This is a genomic window from Paraburkholderia aspalathi (assembly GCF_900116445.1).
In the GTDB taxonomy this organism is placed as follows: Bacteria; Pseudomonadota; Gammaproteobacteria; order Burkholderiales; family Burkholderiaceae; genus Paraburkholderia; species Paraburkholderia aspalathi.
On the sequence record NZ_FPBH01000054.1, the window covers coordinates 21,526 to 40,687 of the forward strand.

The 19,162-nt window shown below is 54.0% G+C and carries 14 protein-coding genes and 2 pseudogenes; 5 read left to right on the forward strand and 11 right to left on the reverse strand.

Going from position 1 to position 19,162, the window contains the following annotated elements:
* Window positions 1–46: 46 nt before the first annotated feature.
* Window positions 47–928, reverse strand: coding sequence for an aldo/keto reductase family oxidoreductase (locus tag BM438_RS42285; protein ID WP_093647114.1), 882 nt, complete (start codon window positions 926–928; stop codon window positions 47–49).
* 88 nt (window positions 929–1,016) lie between these two features.
* Here BM438_RS42285 and BM438_RS42290 point away from each other — a divergent pair, with 88 nt between their 5' ends.
* Window positions 1,017–1,664 (forward strand): TetR/AcrR family transcriptional regulator, encoded by a 648-nt coding sequence (locus BM438_RS42290; RefSeq protein ID WP_093647117.1) that lies wholly within the window; start codon window positions 1,017–1,019, stop codon window positions 1,662–1,664.
* 55 nt (window positions 1,665–1,719) lie between these two features.
* Here BM438_RS42290 and BM438_RS42295 read toward each other — a convergent pair.
* The 8 genes and pseudogenes from BM438_RS42295 to BM438_RS42325 all read right to left on the reverse strand — a co-directional run.
* Window positions 1,720–2,709 (reverse strand): annotated as a pseudogene (locus BM438_RS42295) (MFS transporter); the annotation flags it as partial.
* Between the two features lie 192 nt (window positions 2,710–2,901).
* Window positions 2,902–4,491: a hypothetical protein gene (locus tag BM438_RS42300; protein ID WP_093647119.1), complete on the reverse strand. Its 1,590-nt coding sequence runs from the start codon at window positions 4,489–4,491 to the stop codon at window positions 2,902–2,904.
* 740 nt (window positions 4,492–5,231) lie between these two features.
* A complete protein-coding gene (locus BM438_RS42305) occupies window positions 5,232–5,921 on the reverse strand; it encodes a PDDEXK family nuclease (protein ID WP_143131862.1) in 690 nt (229 codons plus the stop codon).
* 353 nt (window positions 5,922–6,274) lie between these two features.
* A complete protein-coding gene (locus BM438_RS42310) occupies window positions 6,275–7,651 on the reverse strand; it encodes an ATP-binding protein (protein WP_093647123.1) in 1,377 nt (458 codons plus the stop codon).
* Window positions 7,652–7,672: 21 nt separating this feature from the next.
* Window positions 7,673–8,704, reverse strand: coding sequence for a hypothetical protein (locus BM438_RS42315; RefSeq protein WP_244179597.1), 1,032 nt, complete (start codon window positions 8,702–8,704; stop codon window positions 7,673–7,675).
* A 66-nt stretch (window positions 8,705–8,770) separates the two neighbouring features.
* Window positions 8,771–9,205: pseudogene (locus BM438_RS47165) on the reverse strand (TniQ family protein); the annotation flags it as partial.
* A 22-nt stretch (window positions 9,206–9,227) separates the two neighbouring features.
* Window positions 9,228–10,715, reverse strand: coding sequence for a TniQ family protein (locus BM438_RS42320; protein ID WP_341865812.1), 1,488 nt, complete (start codon window positions 10,713–10,715; stop codon window positions 9,228–9,230).
* 1,420 nt (window positions 10,716–12,135) lie between these two features.
* Complete coding sequence (locus BM438_RS42325) at window positions 12,136–13,845, reverse strand: phage integrase family protein (protein WP_093647130.1); 1,710 nt, start codon at window positions 13,843–13,845, stop codon at window positions 12,136–12,138.
* 306 nt (window positions 13,846–14,151) lie between these two features.
* Here BM438_RS42325 and BM438_RS46905 point away from each other — a divergent pair, with 306 nt between their 5' ends.
* The 3 genes from BM438_RS46905 to BM438_RS42340 all read left to right on the forward strand — a co-directional run bounded on the left by BM438_RS46905 (window position 14,152) and on the right by BM438_RS42340 (window position 15,849).
* On the forward strand, window positions 14,152–14,352 hold the full coding sequence (locus BM438_RS46905; RefSeq protein ID WP_093647133.1) for a BPSL0761 family protein: 201 nt from the start codon (window positions 14,152–14,154) through the stop codon (window positions 14,350–14,352).
* A 74-nt stretch (window positions 14,353–14,426) separates the two neighbouring features.
* Window positions 14,427–15,320 carry an HAD domain-containing protein gene (locus tag BM438_RS42335; protein WP_093647135.1) on the forward strand — a complete coding sequence of 298 codons (894 nt, stop codon included), beginning with the start codon at window positions 14,427–14,429 and terminating at the stop codon, window positions 15,318–15,320.
* Between the two features lie 79 nt (window positions 15,321–15,399).
* Window positions 15,400–15,849, forward strand: a complete 450-nt coding sequence (locus BM438_RS42340) for a hypothetical protein (RefSeq protein ID WP_093647137.1) — start codon at window positions 15,400–15,402, stop codon at window positions 15,847–15,849.
* A gap of 145 nt (window positions 15,850–15,994) precedes the next feature.
* Here the strand turns inward: BM438_RS42340 and BM438_RS42345 are convergent, their stop codons facing one another.
* Both BM438_RS42345 and BM438_RS42350 read right to left on the reverse strand, forming a co-directional pair.
* Window positions 15,995–16,486 carry a hypothetical protein gene (locus BM438_RS42345; protein WP_093647139.1) on the reverse strand — a complete coding sequence of 164 codons (492 nt, stop codon included), beginning with the start codon at window positions 16,484–16,486 and terminating at the stop codon, window positions 15,995–15,997.
* Between the two features lie 141 nt (window positions 16,487–16,627).
* Window positions 16,628–17,284, reverse strand: coding sequence for a hypothetical protein (locus tag BM438_RS42350; protein WP_093647142.1), 657 nt, complete (start codon window positions 17,282–17,284; stop codon window positions 16,628–16,630).
* Between the two features lie 1,093 nt (window positions 17,285–18,377).
* On the opposite strand from BM438_RS42350, the gene BM438_RS42355 reads away from it, so the two are divergent.
* A complete protein-coding gene (locus BM438_RS42355) occupies window positions 18,378–19,106 on the forward strand; it encodes a HEPN/Toprim-associated domain-containing protein (RefSeq protein ID WP_093647144.1) in 729 nt (242 codons plus the stop codon).
* Window positions 19,107–19,162 lie beyond the last annotated feature (56 nt).

The following is a 19,162-nucleotide window of genomic DNA, read 5'->3' on the forward strand; positions in this document are numbered from 1 at the left end:
CAGATCAAAGGTCAAACCGGCAGCCGAAGCAGCTGACACGACCGACCTAGCCTTGCATCTTCCCGGAACCGATTTTGTCCAACGACGACAAAACATCCTCCGGCAAGTGAAGGTTGACGCTTTTAATGTTCTGCTTCAGATGCTCGACTGACGAGGTACCGGGTATCAGGAGGATGTTCGGCGAGCGCTGTAATAACCATGCAAGCGCTACCTGCATCGGTGTCGCTTCGCATTGGTCTGCAGCGTGGCTCAGCGCATCAGCCTGCAGCGGAGAGAAGCCCCCGAGCGGAAAAAACGGGACATAGGCGATGCCCTCTTCCGCAAGACTGTCGATCAGCGTGTCATCGTTCCGATGAGCAAGGTTGTACATGTTCTGCACGCACGCAATGCGCGTAATCGCGCGACCCTGTGCCACCTGCCGTGCGGTCACATTGCTCAGCCCGATGTGACGAATCAAGCCTTTCGTCTGCAGCTCCGCGAGCGCCGTCAAAGGCTCTTCGATGTCGCCCTCAGTCGGTGCTGCGACGTCGAACATCACACGAAAATTCACGACGTCCAGCGTATCGAGACCGAGATTGCGAAGGTTGTCATGCACCGCCGATTCCAGTTCGGCCGCCGATGACGCAACATTCCACGAGCCATCGCTACCCCGGCTGGCCCCTACCTTCGTGACAATAGTGAGAGCGTCAGGATAGGGATGGAGCGCCTCGCGGATAAGCTGATTGGTAACGTGGGGGCCATAGAAATCGCTCGTGTCAATGTGCGTGATTCCGCTTTCAACAACGGCACGAAGCACTGCTATCGCTGCGGCGCGGTCTTTCGGTGGGCCGAAAACGTGAGGACCCGCTAGCTGCATCGCGCCGTAGCCCATGCGCGTAACAGACAGGTCGCCAAGTTGAAAAGTACCAGCTCGCGTAACGTCAGCCATTGATGCACTCCTTCTTTCGGGTTTTGTTTCGGTAGCTGCAAAGTGTTCGGATAGAATACGAATAATCATTCAGATTGTGAATTCGCATATGCGGACAGATAACGGACAGGGGCTGGACGCCCGCAAACAGCCGCAGCAGGCGCGTTCCCAGGCTACCGTGGACGCGATTTTCGATGCGACTATTCAGGTTTTGCTGGCTGAGGGCTTGCAGCGGCTTACCACTATCCGGGTTGCCGAGAGAGCCGGCGTATCTGTCGGAACGCTTTATCAGTACTTCCCTCAAAAGCAGGCGCTTCTTTTTGCCGTGCTGCAGCGGCATCTGGAAAGAGTGGTGAAAGCGATCGAGGACGCCACTGCGTCAGCGCATAACGCGTGTTTGTCGACGATGGTGAAGGCCGTGGTTGCAGCATTCGTGAAAGCAAAGACGGAGAACCTGGACGAATCGCGTGCGCTATATGCGGTTGCCCTCGAACTCGACTCACGCGGCTACGTTCGTGAAGTGGAGGCTCGCAACCGCGCGGCGCTGGAGGCTATGCTGAAGACGGCTTCCGATGCGCATTTTGACGACATGTCCACGACCATTTTCATGTTCACGGGGGCATTGGTCGGCCCCATGCGTTTGCTGCTTGAGGGGAAGTTGCCGCAATCAATGATCCGCAAGCTTCGCGGTCAACTTGAGTCGCTCTGTCTAGGGTATCTCGAACGCGAAGCGCGTCCGAAGGGTTCAGCGAACTAGTCACAACTGAAGGACCGTTGTGGGCCGGGAGCACTCATTCGTGCCCCACCCCCGTCTACCTGGAAATCTTCTCCAACTCAAGCCCCTTCGTCCGCGGCCCCATCAAGCCAATCGCCAGCATCACAATCAGCATCGCCCCAGCGATAAACACAAACACGCCAGTCGTCCCGAAGTGCTTCAACACCGCCGCAATCAGAAAGGCCGTGAAAATCGCCGAGAAGCGGCTCCACGAATAAACGAAGCCCACCGCCCGCGCGCGGATGCTGGTCGGAAAAAGCTCGGTCTGATACGCATGGTAGCTGTACGAAATGATGTTACCCGCGAGCGTCAGACACACGCCGAGACTCACCAACAACACCGCGCCGGACGCCTGACTAAACCACAAACCGCACACGATATTCACGGCCGCCATCACTACGATCACCGTCTTGCGTTCGAAGCGGTCGCCGATAAAAAGGCCGATAATCGGACCGATAGGCGCAGCTAACGCGATCACGCTCGAGTACATCAGGCTCGTGGTGATCGTAATGCCCTGCTTGATCAGCAGCGTCGGCACCCAGTTCGCAAAGCCGTAAAAACCGACGGTCTGGAAGATATTGAAGATCGTCATCATCAGCGTGCGGCTGCGGTACGGCGGCACCCACATATCGCGGAAGCTGCCACGCGGCGCGACCGGCGCGGGCGGCGCCGGCGGCGGCAGTTCACGGCCGTATTCACTGCGTACTTTCGCTTCAAGCTCGCTCATCACGCGATCGGCTTCGACGAGACGCCCCTGTTGCGCGAGCCAACGCGGGCTTTCCGGCAACGCGCGCCGGATCCACCAGACAAACAGCGCACCGTGCGCGCCAATCAGCACCACCCAACGCCAGCCATCGAGACCGAACAGCGTGCGCGGCACCAATAGATAAGAGAGAAAAGCCACCACAGGTACGGCTGTAAAACCGACCGCCTGTTCGCATGCGAAAGCGCGGCCGCGAATCTGCTTTGGCACCAGCTCCGAGATATACGTCCCGATCGTCACCAGTTCGACGCCGATACCGACGCCCGCCTGTGCCAGTGGAATTAAGGGCGTTAAAAATCAAGGCAGCAGAATACGTTGCTGCACTGCACCCATGTCCCCGAAACCGCATCCACCGGAAAGAATGATTAAGGTTGGCTTCTCGGTGGTCCGCTGAATTGGCATTTTTAACCCCTTAACGATGTTCACGCAGTCTCGACGAAACCACTTTCCGTGGCTTTACTCGCCAAGGAACTTGTCCATCCCCTCTCGCAGATTTTTCTCACGTAACTCGCGAGCTAGTCGAACCTGCTGATCAATAAGCTTATCGTCCACCGACTGACTTGTCGCATTCCCTTCCGGTTGCAAATTCGGGTTGTTCGCACGGCGTTCAGTTTCCGAATTTGCCTCCACAAGGACGGCCTTTTCGCGGCTTGCTGCAAGTGCCTCGCGAGTTTCACGTTCCCGCTCCTCCGCTCGCGCCTGCACTCGCGCCCCTCCGGAAGCAGCATGAATTGCCGTTCGAGCCTGAATTAAAGTGTCCATCACGTGGCCCGGAACACGCCCCGCAAAAGTCTTGCGCCTCGTATCACGAATCCGCGTCTTCTGATCTGCTGCCCGCAGATCAAATTCAACCTCTTCGGCGTGCAGGTTGTCCCATCGCTCCCGGTCTGTCGAGCTACAGTGGAGAACCACAATATCTCCCGGGCCGCGTTTCCAATACAGGATCGTGGGATCGTCTGGATCCTGCAGCGGAACTATTTTGGGTAATTTTTTGGTCCATCCCAACGATTTCGATATCTCCGCTTCGTAAGCACTTTGGTAGTCTGGTGAAGTAAACCAACCGTCAAGATGCTTTACGCCCGCCTTTTGCATGGCACGAGGTGAAAGACGAGGGAGCAGCCCCGTGTAAAGATCGAGTTCACTGTAAGCCACCTTTTCTCCGCCGTGACGATTCGACATCGCATGGTTGAAAATGCGGCCTCTGGAGGGAGGGTCAACGTTGTCGCGCCGCATCTGAACCGTATACGCACGGAACTCAAGTCCTTCGTTATGCTCTGCCGCCGCTTCATATGCATACTTAAGGAGTTCCTGTCGAGTAAGGTTCGCAACGCTCTGCGCTTGTCGTCGTTCATCTCTGGCGCGCTCAGTCCGTTCACGCGTGAATCCACCCGGCAATCCCCTGAGGCGTCGAATAATGATGTTAATCATCCCCTCGACCACTCCCTTTGCCCGGCCGCATGCTATCGGAGCGATGAGCATACCCATATCCGGTCCGTCCTCAACTACGAGAGGTTCACGGAAAACGTTGGAATTCCCGGGCCCCCGATCGACAAAAACATCGTTTGGCGAAGCTTGGTAATCGAAGAAATCCCTTGGAAGCCCCAGCCGCTTCATCAGCTCTTTTTGGGATGTACAGGCTCGAAACAGCGCGGTCCGATAGAGGTTCGCGGTCTCGCCAAAAACCGAGATTGCCAATCCGACAACAGCCGTAGTCGCTTGATCTATTACGATCGCTAATGTGGGTCGACCGATCGGTAAGCGACGTATCGAATCAACAATTTGAAATTTTGCCGTCGTGCAATCCATGACGATGACGTCGCCTGGGCCCAAGGCGACATCTGCAGCAGCCCCCTTTCCTGCTTCGTACCGATCTCGCCATCCTCGATCTCCGACGAGTGCCTTAAGATGATGCGGGAATTGCATAAAACGTCTTGCACAATAGGCAAATTGCGAAGGCGACACAATCTTCGATTCACTGACCGCAAACTGAACACGGTTATTCTCCGGGACGGATCCGTTCGTCTGAATCCAGAACAGTCGATGCATAATCACTCGAGCCGTTTCGTACGTGCATCCACCTCTAATCACAAGATGCCACACTACCCATCGAATATGGCGCAAAGCCCACCTTGTGACAGGGTACCCTTTAAGCGGACTTAGAGCGTTTTCTTTCTCGTAGACATTTTTAATTCCTCTCTTCTTGCCAGAAGGCCCGCGGTTTCGAGTCTTGGACGGCGGATAAGGTCGGAGCGCAAGAATGTTACATCCAAAGTTCTCGTATATTGTCAATAGAAACCACAAGCGAGAGACTGAAACACCTGATTTTTTCGCCTGTTCGCGCATTATCTGGCCACGTCGTGCCGTGCTCGCATACAACTCCACTCGTCCCTCCGGCGTAATCAAATCGCCAAGTTCTCGCACACGATATTCGGCTCGTTCCCGTGCCTTACGTTCGGCTTCGGGATCTGATCGCCTCTCACCCATTTCCGGAGGCCTGATTACTTCTTGTATCTCTTCCAATTGACCTTTCCTGAGCCGCAGCTCGATCAGCGAAATATCGTAACAAGATGCGGACGAACTAACCTTTGGGGGGGCGCGCGTGACTTGCCTGATAAACGCCGTCCCTTCATTTGAATTCACATGCACTACGCGATGGTATCTGCGTCCGCGGACCCCAGGAATTGTTCCATCTAACAACTGCCCTTCCCATAGAATCGTGTTCATATCACCTCAAAGTTAAAAATCCCCCGATGATTGCCCCCATTCACTAGAAAAAAAACATCCTCTCATAATAAAGACGAGAAACTTCGTCCACTGAAACTTTCCCAAACATCAGATCGCCTCACCATTACCCAAGGAGGCACCGCATCTTTACACTGAATTAAACGCATGCTTTTACAATAACGAATCGGTGTAGACAGATCAACAAAAAGATATCCCAAGTTTACAGCGACGGAAAATAATTTATAACATTCCTCCACATTTAAACCAAAATATTTGCCAATCTTTTCTAGGCACATCTGAATCGATTCGCCATCATATTTTCTATAAATCGCCTCCGCAAGGATCTGCGCCTGATTTGCCGAGCAATTTAAATCTATCCCTTTTCCCCACAACATGATCTGTTTTGCCGACTTTGCCATCTCGTCAAGTGCCGGTGTGCGTGAATAAACGAAGTATGAGAACCCAGCACCCGCCGCTTCAGAACGCTCAAGCGCGAGTCGCCTACGAACTTTCTTGTCGTGCAGATGGCTTATCAGTTTGTGTGATCCGATCAGATATCTAAGCCCACCTTGACCATCTGACGAGGTAATGACAACGTCCATACTGATCACATCCTTCTTGAAGAGCTTTGGGGGTTCATCGGTCAAACCAAATATGTAGTTATCGATCATGCGACGAGCGTTCGCTAATGGCCATGGGTACTGAAATCTATATGCAAGCGCAAACGGAGATATCTCAAGCAGATACTTCATATCTCGCTCGCCCATCCCAAGACAGTGCGAGACGCACCCATTCTTCCTGCTTCGGCGCATATAGTCTGTCGAGTGAGATGATTGACGTCCGGCCTCCAACTTTCCTCGATATTCTGGACCGTGCGGAATCCCTAGCGGGTCTGGAGGAAGGTGGGTGCATGGAAAGCGCAACTGAAAATCATTCATAGTCATCCCCAGTGCGGGGCGAAGACACAAGTGGCTGCCCGGTTGCCCCGATGCGCGGTATGGCCGAGTCAGGTTGCAGTCCCATCGCCAAGTTTTAGTGCGCATGCATGCGTCAATGCTGATGACCTGCTGCCGGCAACAGTGTCAAGCAGTCCCACAGTCAAGATCTATGCGCGCTTCCGCGCAGCACTCCGGACAGCCGTGCGCGCCCGGATCTCTGCAGCGCGAGTTAATACACGTAATTTATAATCGCTAGCACTAATATATTCTTCATATCTGATTAGTAACTGCCGATCGACCACTTTCCCTTTATAAGCACGATTCAGTAACTCCACGCCGGGTCTGACCGATGCGAGACAGGCGTCCGCAACCTCACGAAGATACTTACGGGATGGCACCGAAATTCCGTCCATTGCCATCCTTTCGAACAACGGAACGGCGAGCTCACGTATATATCGTCGAAGGCCTGCGGTCTGAATACTCATTTCCTCAGCAAACCAGTCCGGTGGTATGTCTGGGCCATCCGTGACCCTCCATTGCCAGAGCTTGGTGCACATAGACTGCATATCGTCCGGCCGCAAGATTGGAGTTAACGCTATCTCGCCCTCCGCGATCAGCTTCTCACCTTGCGAAATGTGTGCTTCCAAGACATCTTTCAGCAACATAGTACCGGAGCACATGATGGGCACTCTGGACTCCTCAAGAACGCCAACCAAGAAGTTCAGCAAGTTAATGCGCAGCCGCTTGTCCATCCGCCCCCAGAGCTGCACGTCGTCGATAATGAGAAGCGCCACCAGATTAGACGCCAGCATCGCGGCAACCGATCTCACGTAGCCGCTCTTGCGAGACATTTTTTCCTCAAACTTCGCGTCCAGAAAAAGGTCAACTTGATTAGCAATCGCTAGCGCCAACTGCCTCTCCGACGGCTGACCAGCAGCAGAAATACGGACGATGGGGATCTGCGCCCACGAGCAAGGTCGACCGCCGAGTTGTTGATGAAGACGAGCTTTCTCAACGACGTAAGTCATACTTCGATTGATAAAGCAGGTTTTTCCACTGCCTGTTGGTCCGATTAATGCCATACCTCCAGTCGATCCACAGTAATCGCCAACACGCGGCAATATTATCGGCGTGCAACTCAGCGATATACGATGAAGATGGTTCATAAACTCAGGATCCAAGAGGTTACGGGATAGGTACCCTTCCCGGATCAGTCTCATAGTGCTCCGCAAGCCTGATACATGCTCTGCGGTCGGGACAAACACCTGCTTGATCTGAGCCGAAGATTCAGCCCTCACATCACTTGATAAGCTCAGAAAATCGGGATGCCGCTTGGAAGGCTGATGTGCCAGTTCTGCTTGTGCCACCGCCTCGCTGGGATAGCACGGAAGACACGTAACAGTCGGGTTTCCGGCAAACGCTGGATTTGCTTCATCGGTTCGATAAGTCGCGAGCATCATCATCCCAGACGCCATTCGCTGCTCTAACCACGGCGCACGAACGCAATTAGAAAGCTCGTTTGCCTCCGTTCGTTTAACATTCATTATCACCTCCGGCCTTTAAGCTTACGAGCAGCAACGCTGCGCTCTCCGATTTGACACGTAACTAACTACTTCCTCCGGCTCCATACCTTTCTCCGGCATACCCTGCATTAGCCTGTCCCTAAGCTCCCTAGATATACTATGTACGAGTTGATATTCCGCACACCCCGGAGGATATTTTTCCCGATATCTAATTATGTACCTAATTAACCTGCAAATAAATCGCTCTGACGTTTCAACCTCGCGTTCGACAATTTCTCTTGAAATCGACATGTTGCGCAGTGCAGCCAATGGAATGCACAAACATTTAAATCCAGATTTCAATTTCGAGAAAGTAACTTTTGTGGGCCGACAATTTTCATCAAGCAAGACTTTTAGCCTACTTTCCATGTGTTCAGCCAGCGATTGGTCGAATCTTTTGGACGGACAGAATCTCCATGCAGCTTTCACATCAAGGTAATTATTGCTTCGCGCAGAGAGAGAATTTCGGAGTGCCCGCAGCCAGCTTGAGTCATATTCATTTAGATATTCAAACTCTTCTCTAAATTCTGTTTTCAACTCAAAAAATCGACACTCGTAATTCCGCTCTATTTTTAACAATAGAGCCTCCCGGCAATCGAGAATAGTCTCCTCGTCAGCAAGAACTAATCGAGGCGCACCCTGCGCAGCGGTAATAAGATCCGTCACACTGTCGAACAAGAGCGTTACCAAGACCCCGTTCAATGCAACGCTGGTGGGTGGCACTCCCCCTCTCGTGACGACTTTGCGCAGCCACGAAGGTGACGAGAGCGGAAAGTGATAAATTTGTGCAATTTGGTCACTAACGTTGGTATAAAAATAGTCGATGAATTGCGGACTATTGGAGATCCCAAGCTCCAAGCATCTAGTATGGTATGCAAATCCAATTGATTCTCTCGCGGCATCAGAGACTGATAACTCGGATAGGAAGCCCGCTTCGATGCTAGCCACTTTTCCAACAAACTCTAAATCTCTTGAGTTAAGTACTGACATGCATGGAATTGCAGCTTCGCCACACATGCATGCCTGCGATGCCATGACGACTCTTAGGGACTGACCTGAAGACCACGCACATTTCATACACCCACATGTCAAAAGGCATTGATGCTCATGGCACACGTAAACTCCTTGGAGACAATGTTGCCTACGAATGTATGGGAAGCCAAAATTGTTGAGGTCTGATCTCGCACACTGAGTACAATAACGAACTGCTTGCCTGTTTTTGTCGGCACTAACGACACGCATTGCGCGACTGCCGTTTGCGCGCAAACCCGAAACGATTTCCTCGTAAGTGTGTTCCATTACGAACGGCTTTAAAGCTGGCACAGCTGTATGCTCTCTGATTAAATATGTCTTGTCTTCTAGGCCGAGTATCTCTGAGAGTCGGTCAACACCCGAGGGATTAGATGCAGAGAGCTTTCCAGACGTACCCAATATTTCACGCCATGTCGAAGTTGTGCCTAGTCGCCCAGACAAAGCCGATGCTCTGTGAACATAGTGGGAAAGTTTCTCTCCTTCCATTAGACAAGCAAAGATCATGACTTGTCCTTTTCAAATCTATTCAGAAATCCACGCCGGACACGGGACACGAGATTCGACCACCGATTTCTGCTAAGTTAGCATCCGTGTTTTTCCACCAAGAATCATCCCGCAGATACTCGTCGATCAAGGAAGACGTTAGGGGTAACGCGTCCCGATTTGCATAAAACGACCGTTCGGCCGGATGCCCGAGCAATAACGACCTGACACTGAGTCGACGCCACTCTCTACTGGGACCCATTCGCAGAGCACTTTTTCGAGTGCGAACATGTTCGCTCAATGCGTTGTCCAGTTCCCTCATGCGTGCCGGCCGTTTCTCGCGCGCGCCGACTGTACGCCGACTGGCCGGCATGATCTCCTCATATATCTGAGGTTCGTTGCGCATCAAATACTCAGCGGTATGGCCCAGGCGCCTGAGAATTTCGGTCCGTGTGGCCGACGGACGTTCTCCTCTGAACGAGAGGATTTTGTTTACGCACTGCCCGGTTTTCTTGTTATCCGGTTGAATCTCAGTCCGAGAGGTTTTAGGTACATTACGGACAGCATCGTCGCGTGGAGAAGATTGCAAGACAGCATCCGAAAAATCGTCAAGGGAGCCGAAAAGGAAATCAATCAGCAGCGCGCATCGTGGCGCGCTCAGGGGTTTGTGCTTCAACCTCAAGCGCCCTACAATCGACGGCAATCCTGAGGGCGCAATCAGACCAAGGCCGATGAGGAACTCAACGCCATACCTATCGGAGAGTTCATGGCACAAGCCGATACGGTCTATCCGTCCGCGCGCCACGAATCCATGCTCGCGCGCGCGTGCCTCAAAAACCGAGCGGATATCGCAAACATCGGAGAAATACGGAGTGTCTTGCCGCAAGCACTGGACTAATATTTTCGCAATACGGATGTGCCCACTTAGTGTCGTGCTGCCGTTTTCAAGAATCGGCGTCGCCAGTCGACCGCAGGAACACTCAAGCGCTGGAAAGCGCAGCGCCCTGCGAAACGGTTGCGACTGCTGACAGACGCCGCAACCGAGAGTGAGAGAACACGAGTGTCGAGCACAGGCATACACGCCGCGAAATGCGTGTTCCACATTCCAGTACGTGTAGCCCAACTCTTTGATGTCAGATTGAGCGCATAGTTGGCAGTAAGCGCCGTCCAGATTCGTCCTGAGATACCCGCTTCTCGATCCATGGTAATCGAGCGAGCGGCATCGACTGGTGTCACCCGACAGCGTCATGAAGAGTCGATCTCTCTCAGGCTCGGCCATCAGGAGCCTCATACCAGCGGCTATGGGAGTACGCCTTTCAACAATCTCATAGACGTCTCCAAGAGCCCCACAAGTCGCAGCCGCCAGCCTCTCCAAGTTTGCCACTCCGAAAAACGACGACGTTTGCCGGAGGCCCATCAACTTCATTTGCGTTTGTACCGAACGCATCCCTGAAACGACCGCGGTCCGCATAAGGTATCCCGGTGGCGTTTCCCGTTCAGCAGCGCAGAGCAGAATCACAACGCCCTCCACCGGATAAATCAGCCATCAACAAGGTCGGGCGACCATCTAACCCGCACGGGAGCCATCCGAAATCGCTGTGTCGACAACGAAGCGCATACGCTCCCCTAGTCGCGCGCCCCATGAGACGAATACCGCTCGCCGTCGAATCAATCTTTTTCGATCTAGAATCCAAGGCCAGCTCCAACAGGACTCAATACATCCGTCAATGCCAAAATTCTATGCACATCGAAGCAGGTTTCAAGCAGGATAAATGGTGTACGTTCAATGTGCGCAGCTCGTGCGTGCCCGCTCAGGAACTGGTGCGCATGGACGGTTAAATAGATAGACCATTGACGTCCTCGCATCTGTTGTGAATGCAACCAGTTATCACTGTTGCCCGTGCCTTAACTATTCAATTTGGTTCCGTGCCCCTCTAAGGTCGCTCCCGCGGACGAAGAGATCGCGAGGCAAACGCTCGCTTGACACTGGCTGGAAAAGTGGTGACGGCCCTAGATGCTCAAAACCTCGTACAAAACCCATCCTCATCTTAAATTTAACTTAGTTATACGAATGTATTAGTTGACAATTTGTGCCTTTGCAATGATAGTGATTTCCAGATACATACTGGATGCAAGTTTTCGAGATCTTCAGTTCCGCGCAAAGGCGCTTCAGCTTTAAGATTCACCTCGTTAGTTAACACAGCCTTTGGCGGGAATCGATTGCTTTTAGAATGAGAACGACCAAGAACGTACGGAATGGTTATAGAGCACATTGTACGGACGACGATAAATCACCTCATGCCCGTGGGAAGTTGGAAAATTTCAGATCTCTTAGTGTGCCCAAAAATCGCAAGGTTTTAAGCAACAACAGAATTTTTCCCATTTGAGACCGCGCGACCGACACTCGTGGGAACGAAGCTAAGTCAGCCACGAGGAATTTCAGCCCGCAACCAAGTCGGCATGAGATGCCACGCCACGATTTTCTTAGCCGTGGAAGAACGGTATAAGTAGAGACACTTAGCTGACGAATTTCGTTGACAATTCTCGTGGATCACCGCGGTCTTCGAGAAATCGCATGCGGGCCGCTGGCAAGGCTCGCTGACCAGGAAGCGGCCGAACCTCGATGTTTGTAGGTTTTCGGCATGCAGCAAATCAGTCTGGCCAGCAGCCATGACGTCTGCTGTTGGCCAGCTTGCTGGTTGAGCGAGAACAGGATGCGACTCCAGCATGCAGTGAATCGTGCGCTCCTGGTATGAACACGGACCGGGTCACTCTAGCAACGCTGCCGAAATCCCACTATGCGATGCGCCAATTGCACCGTCACATCAAATCCATTTCAAAAAACACTGTTTTCGCGCCGCCATGGTGGTTCGAGACGGCCATACCGCCGTCGGGTGGAAATGAAAGCGTCGGCAGCACGCGACGAGTCTCGCTATGCGTTGACCTTCCACTCACCCGATACCGGTCCCGAACGCATCCGCGATCTGCCTGGCCCTACTGGTTTCGTCGCTATGCAGATAGATTGATGTCGTCGAGATCGAGGCGTGCCGCAGGTTGTCGCGCACCGTCGTAAGTTCTGCACCGTTCGCAAGCGCAAATGTCGCGTGGGTGTGCCTCATCCAGTGCGTGCTCGCCCGGCGCAGCTTGTCTGCAAGCGACGGATGATCATCTGCGACGAGCTTCGCCGCCTCCTGGAAGAACCGACGCAGCACGGCCCAGAGGCGCACGCTGCTAATAGCTCCGGCAGCGTCCTCGTCCAGGCTGCCAATTAGTGGAGTATCCAATTGCCAGCGCGCCAGCGTGACCGGCAACCCTCTGGCAAGCAGATACTGCGAAAGCGCGTTCCAGGCCAGTGGTGGCAGTACGACCTTCCCGCTCTTGCTGCCTTTGCCCTGAACACGTAGCCAATACTCTCCACGTGGACCGACTTCGACATCCCTCAGTTTCGCCGCCACCAATTCGCCCGCGCGCAATCCGGTCGCGAAACCGACATCGAGCAGGAACCGCAGACGTTGTGCTGCCCGCTCGCTCCAGCCATAGGACCACTCGAGTCCATCGGCGATTGTGCGGACCAGCGTCCATTCGCCTTCCGTAAACGCTCGTGACGCATCAAAGTCCGCCGTTTTGCCTCCGTCCCTCACCTTTATCCCAGCGAACGGATTGGCCAGCAAATACCGCTGTTCGATCAGCCAGCGAAACAGCGCACCAGTGATGGAAAGCGCATGAGCAACCGAGCGCGCTGAGAGATCTCCCGCAAACGGCCGCCACTCCGGTGAGCTACGGGGCCGTAGAGGCCCCACCCATCTCTCCGCGGGTGTAGGCCGGCGCAAAAACGCCCGGTAGGCGACCGCATCCTCCGTTGTCAGCGACGACAGCGCCCGACCACGTTCGACAATCGCCCACAGGATCAAGCGTTCCGCCTCCTTGCGATAGGTGCGCTGCGTCGCCGCCGATTCGTGCAGCGACAGCCAGGCCTGCACCGCCTCGTAGTCGTTGTCGGCCGCGAGTACGCAGGTTTCGCGCGGCGCACGGAAAGAACCGCTGGAGCCATCGACTTCCCGCGGGAGGCGAAGACCTTCCCACGGCACGACGCTGCCGGCACGGGTCGTCGCAATGAGCGCGCGAGCGCGCTCGGTCAGCGCCGGATGCGCTGCGAAGAATGCCTCGATCTGCTTCGCGCAGGTGACGCCGAGTCCGGGAATCGCCCTCCACCACTGCCGGCGACGAGGTGTGCGCACCGTCAGGTCAGCCAGCGTCGTGATGCCGTGTGCCTGCAACGCGCGTGCGACCCGCTCCCGGAACCACCGCTCAACCGGGTCTGAACTCACGGGCTCCGGCGGCTTTCCGTATCTCAATACCTCGATGGCCTGCGCGACAGGCTTCGTATGCCGCGCACGCTCAGCAACCGGGTGCCCCATCAGCGTAGCCAGATCCTCGCGCTTCGCCCGACGCGCCACCAACACAAGGGCCCGCCGGATCTGCCCGAGCACGCCACGCGCCGAACGGCCCTGCCTCAGCCGCCCCGGTAGATACCGGTTGACGGCGCCTCGCGTCGACATGCCGGCGTACCACGCCCTCAAGACCGCTATCTCGTCAGCATCGGGGAAACCTGCCGGTGTAGCAGCGTCCTGGAGAGCCGGTATCGTGAGGCGCGTTTTCATAACCATGAGTTTATGGCAAAAAAACAGCTATTAAGATAAAAAGGGTTATCTCAATGCCTGCAACGAAAATGCTGTAACTTGCGCGCAATCAGAACGTGTCTTTAGGTTTTGGTTAAGACGCGGGTGCTGGGTAAGAATAGCGCGTGCCGGACTTGGCAAGACTGTCTCCCGAAGATTCGTATAGCGCTCAATAGCGCTTTCGGCCTACTCGCAACAGATGGACCGCGTCGACGTGGTCAAGCGGCTTCCGGTGGTCTACGATTTCCTCTAAGCACGGAGAACGAATCTCGCGGTGAGGAGCAGAAAATGACAACTGCATATGAGCGCACCAACGCTGTCGTCGAAACCCGCGAGTTCTTACGGACGCTCGCCTCATCCGGCAACGCAGCTCCGGTGGGTGACGTCCAGCCAATGGCGGAACGGCTACTTCGGCACTACCCACTTGACGTAGACCTTGCGGTTTCCGCCGCAGCTCTCCCGGGCCTCTGGGCAGAACCGGGACAGTAATAGCATGCCCACGGCCCTATCTCACACATCACGGTGAGTAACCGAGAAGGCTAGCATTCCCAAGCATCGACGCCATGTCTCCTATCTCTTCGCGACCACATGCCAGCCCAAACCCGCTGGCCTTCAACCTTCAGACACTCGGACAGCTTGTCCGGAACAAGCGTGCCAGCTGCGACCTCAATTTACTCGACGCTGCGGACTCGATAGGTATCTCCCGAGGAATACTTACTCGCATCGAAAATGGAAAATCTGTTGGAACCGAACGCTTGTTCAAGGTGCTCAAAGATTTCGGCCTTGTCATGCTGGTTATGCCAAATGGCGAGGCCGATGTCGTCTTAGAAGCTCTCGGCCATACCGTGAACTGGTATGACGTCATGGCGAGCCAGTCACCTGCTACGAAGATTGGTCGAAGGCCGAGCCTCACACTGGATAGGACCACCCCGACCCTTTTCGTCGACTACGATGGAACACTCCACGCTGGCCACGCGCTCATTGATACCGCCGGCCAGATAACGCTCGACTCCGGTCGCGCATTGTTCGAGTTTGTGCCGCTGCTGGTTGAGATGCTTGAGCCGTATCCGTCTGTAGAAATCGTGCTCACCACTTCGTGGTTAGCAACGCTGCCAGAGGACAAGGTCATCTCGTACCTGCCTGCAGAACTGGCACGACGAGTAGTCGGCACAACCCAGGGTCGGAAAGCCCGATTTAGCTACTTACGGGACGGCACCGGGCGCACCGACATTATTACTAGCTATGCGTTCGGCAAACGCTTGTTGCATTGGCTCGCAATCGATGATTCCGTGTACGGCGCTGACCGTTTCGGATACGAACCCGGCGAGCTGACGGCGAACTTTGTACTCCTCGACTCAACGCGTGGCATCAGCGATGAAGGCGCCCAGCAGCGTATCCGCGATTGGCTGGTCGAGGCACATAAGGACAATTGCACCCAGCGGGGCCAGACGAGTTGATTCAGACGCAGCATATCCACGTCCCAGGTCAGCATTGGCTTGTTCATTTCTCAACCGCCATAGGACGGAGGTGTCTCCCATGCTTAAAGTAACAGTCGAACTTTGGCCGGGCGGCCGCGAGAGCGGTAGCCGGGTGTTGGCAACGGCAAAGATTGGCCGAGTTAAGAATGGCGCGCTAGCAGACTACAGGGTCGAACTGCACGAAGACGTGCAGGGAGAAATTGCCACAGCGGCCCTGCACGACTACCCACGCTACGCCTCGACTCTATGGGACCTCGTAGCTCGGGCAATCGCCATTGCGCTGACCGGGAAGGAGGAACTGCCCCCACGCCCTCAACAACTCGATGTTCCCGTTCGTACCTCCGGCAATACGCCCTATGTGCGCTTTCGGGAGATACCGGAACCTGCGCGAAGCCTGTTCAAAAAACGTATGGCGTTTTCGACACGCCCATTAATTGACGAGGACCCGGAGCCCATGGATTGCGCTTACGCGTGGGATTGGCGCGATTTTCTGGATGGCGGCAGATAGTGCCATGGAACCTGACCATGACGCTCCTGGTTTGATAGGGAGTGTCAGGTAGTCACTGGGCGAGTTCATGCCACGCCGTCGATGGCATCTGGTCCGTTGCACGCGCGGCGGCCCGCAAGGTAGTCTCAATCGGGGACAAACACGGTCACATGGACGCAGCCCACACCGCTCCGTCCTCCGCAGCAAACTCAAACATCTCCCGCAAAAGCTCGTAGTTTTCGTAAAACGACTCGTCGCCATTCCCAAGTGGTCGCGCCTTCGCAAGCGGCTCCCAAATAGCGAAGTCAGCAGCAAGCTTTGCGCAGGCGACTGGTCCGTAAACGGTGAAGCCGCTAAATTGGAACAGCTCGCGGAACGGCCCCGGCTCACCCGCATCAGATCGCCGATAGTCGTAGCGCACTAAGTCCGCCAGCTTATCGATCCGGTCCGAAAATTGGTAGATATTGTGCGCAACGCTGTAATAGCAGTCCTCCGCGAATTGATACACAGCACCAACCTCTAACCCTTCGATGAATCGGGGCCACTCGGACTCAACAGGAATCTCGAGGACGTCCCTTTCGGTCAGACCAGGAAAGTCATCGCCAACAGCACCATCCAGCTTTTTCAATCCTCTACAGGATACAAATAAAAGGCTCATAACCTACCTCCTTAAGTTGATCGCTGGAACGCTAGTCGTCACGAGACACCGCAGTTGTCCAAAGGCAGCGCCAGCTCTTCGTTATAAAAAATACGCGACCACCGGTCGCGTATTTTTTGAGAATGTTGTCGATATGACCTTTCAGATCAGAACGAGCCTTCCATGAGGCGCCTTAACAACCACCGGCTTCTTCACCAAAAGCTCCTCGTAGGCCACTGCCTCGAATTGCTCTGTCAATAACGCGCTCGCAAAGACGTGCTCCAAAGGCACTCCTGGAATATCCGTAGTAGCCTGCAGCGGCACGAAGCCTGTGCTCAAACCCGACATCGCGCGCCAATCGTGAGCGGTTACAACGCGCCGCGGAGCTGCTCGATACTTCTCATCGGTAAGTAGGCTAGGCCCTATGCCCATGGACAGGAACGCAATGTCCCATCTACCTCCCTTATCGATTTTCAACCCGATCGGCACCCGACCGGCGCCACGCCACTTATCGATAGCCGCCCACAGTTCAGGGTCGGTCATTTCGGCAAGCCAATAAAACAGCACGCCGTCAAGTTGCAGTCGGATCGTCATCAGCATACCGTCCTCAAGCTCTATGTGACCGAAACCAAAATTCCCACGCTCTCCACTGGTTCCGAGACAACGAGCCTCGCTTAGACGTAGAGGAAAAGTCAGAAACGGCATGTCGTCCGGCAAACCAGCAGCCATCTTGGGCCGATCGCCGAATGAGCTGAGCTCTTCCAAACGACCGAGAGCTACAGGGACAAGACCACTGATAATTTGATTCATCTGTTTCATCGCTATTTCCAATAAGATTAGTTGACTCAATTAACGTGACCCGGATTTCTCGAGCCACACTTTTCCGCGGAACAGTTATCATTGCCCGGCTTGCCTGGTATTGGTTAACGCTCGCAAACCTGTATAGCGCTGCGCAAGCGCCATGACCACATCGTCACCATTGAAAATAGCTGCACGCATCCTTCCGATTAGCAGGAGTCGCTCAAGGAGCCGTGCCAATGGATAATTCCACTTCGCCATTCAGCGAACCTCGCTCGTCGGCGCGCCTGACAGGTTATTTATATCATCGAAAAAAGGACAAGCCCATTCGCTTTCTGAGAATATTTTAAAACAAAACTATCTCTATAAAAACTCACTGTATTAATTGACTAGTTTTCAAAGGTCTTTTTCTGGCGCACACGAGCTTGATGGAGACTTCGCCGCAACATCCAGCGTCAGGGATGCGTTGATCGACCCGCGGCCCCTTTGCAACGGGCCAGGTAAGGTCAACACGGGATGCGGCCGGCACCGACGCAGGAACGGTATAGGAGCCCCGTTGGAGAGACACGGTAACTACGGCTAAAAATGGCGACGAGCAGGCCATGCAAACACTTTTCGATGGAGGTGCTGCTGCTCTCGTGCAGAAGAATGACCGGTCGTCCCGATTGGCTGCGCACCGGCTTCTTAACTTCTCTCATACTTCAAAGCCGAGATTCAAGTGGACTTCTTGTAACGATGTGGCGACTTAACACCTTTAAATGTTGACGCGCGCTAGGACGGACAACTGCCCAACACTACTGCGGCCACGGGGCGCATCGGAATGTTGAGGCCGCGAAGCTTCGCCCACCCGCAGCCGCCCCATTCCTGTTCATGCACAAAAATTACCGAGCCGAAAACTCAGCTTATTAATTGACACTATTTATAATTAAAAAATTAAAATCAAAAATATGCAAAATAAGCCTTTCGAATCGTTATGCATGATGCTATCTTAAAACGAATGGCGGAGGCTGTCGTTAAATACTTGAAAAGGAAAAGCCTCACGATCCACCATAAAGTCACAATTCGCACCAATTGAAATCAAATAAATATTGAAATTCCCTCAGAAACCAAATCTATGGCAATCCACACATATCTCATGGTAGACGGTTATCCGTTTGCCCAATCGCGGCACATGTTCTACGACTCCTGGTACTTCACTCCCGACGACAGGGTTATCAGGACTCGCACGGTTGGAGAGCGAAACACGACAATCCAAGGTCTGCCGGACGACCGGGAGGAATGGGATCGCCCAGAAACAGATTATCTATATCTCACGAAAGCTGATGATCTCCGCCGTCGCCTGAATCGCGCCGGGTTCAGTCGCACGACGTTGGAGCTCGAGTTCCTCAAATACACTTCAGAAGTCTTCAGGCAAGAGGAGCCGCCCTATTTTTTTGGCCCGTGGATCTATGATTCCGATGAGCACGGACCAATGGCGCGTGCCGAAGCTTTCAGAAATGCGACCCTTGATGATTGGCTCAGTGCATTGAAAAAAACGATGGACTCTGGTGTGACTTCGTTCAATAGAAGCTACCAAGATATTCCCGAAGATACTCTCGCCGAGATCATTACTGGTCGAGATTTTCCGCGTTTCAGAAGCATTTCGCCTGAACATTCTGTGCTGGGATTTCCATGTACCTCGCTGGAATGCATGGCGATTGCGATGTTGGAGTTGGTCCCTGATGACGCCGAATGCGTTGTAAATGTAAGCAGCTTCGTCCATTACGGCTATACAAATGAATTCAATGATCTTCTTCAGTCAATGGTAAGCGCGCGATTTCGCACACCTAGCTTCCGTTATTGATAAGGCTCACGATTGCGTCCGCAACCCAACTTTGCGGACGCAATCCATGACAGAAG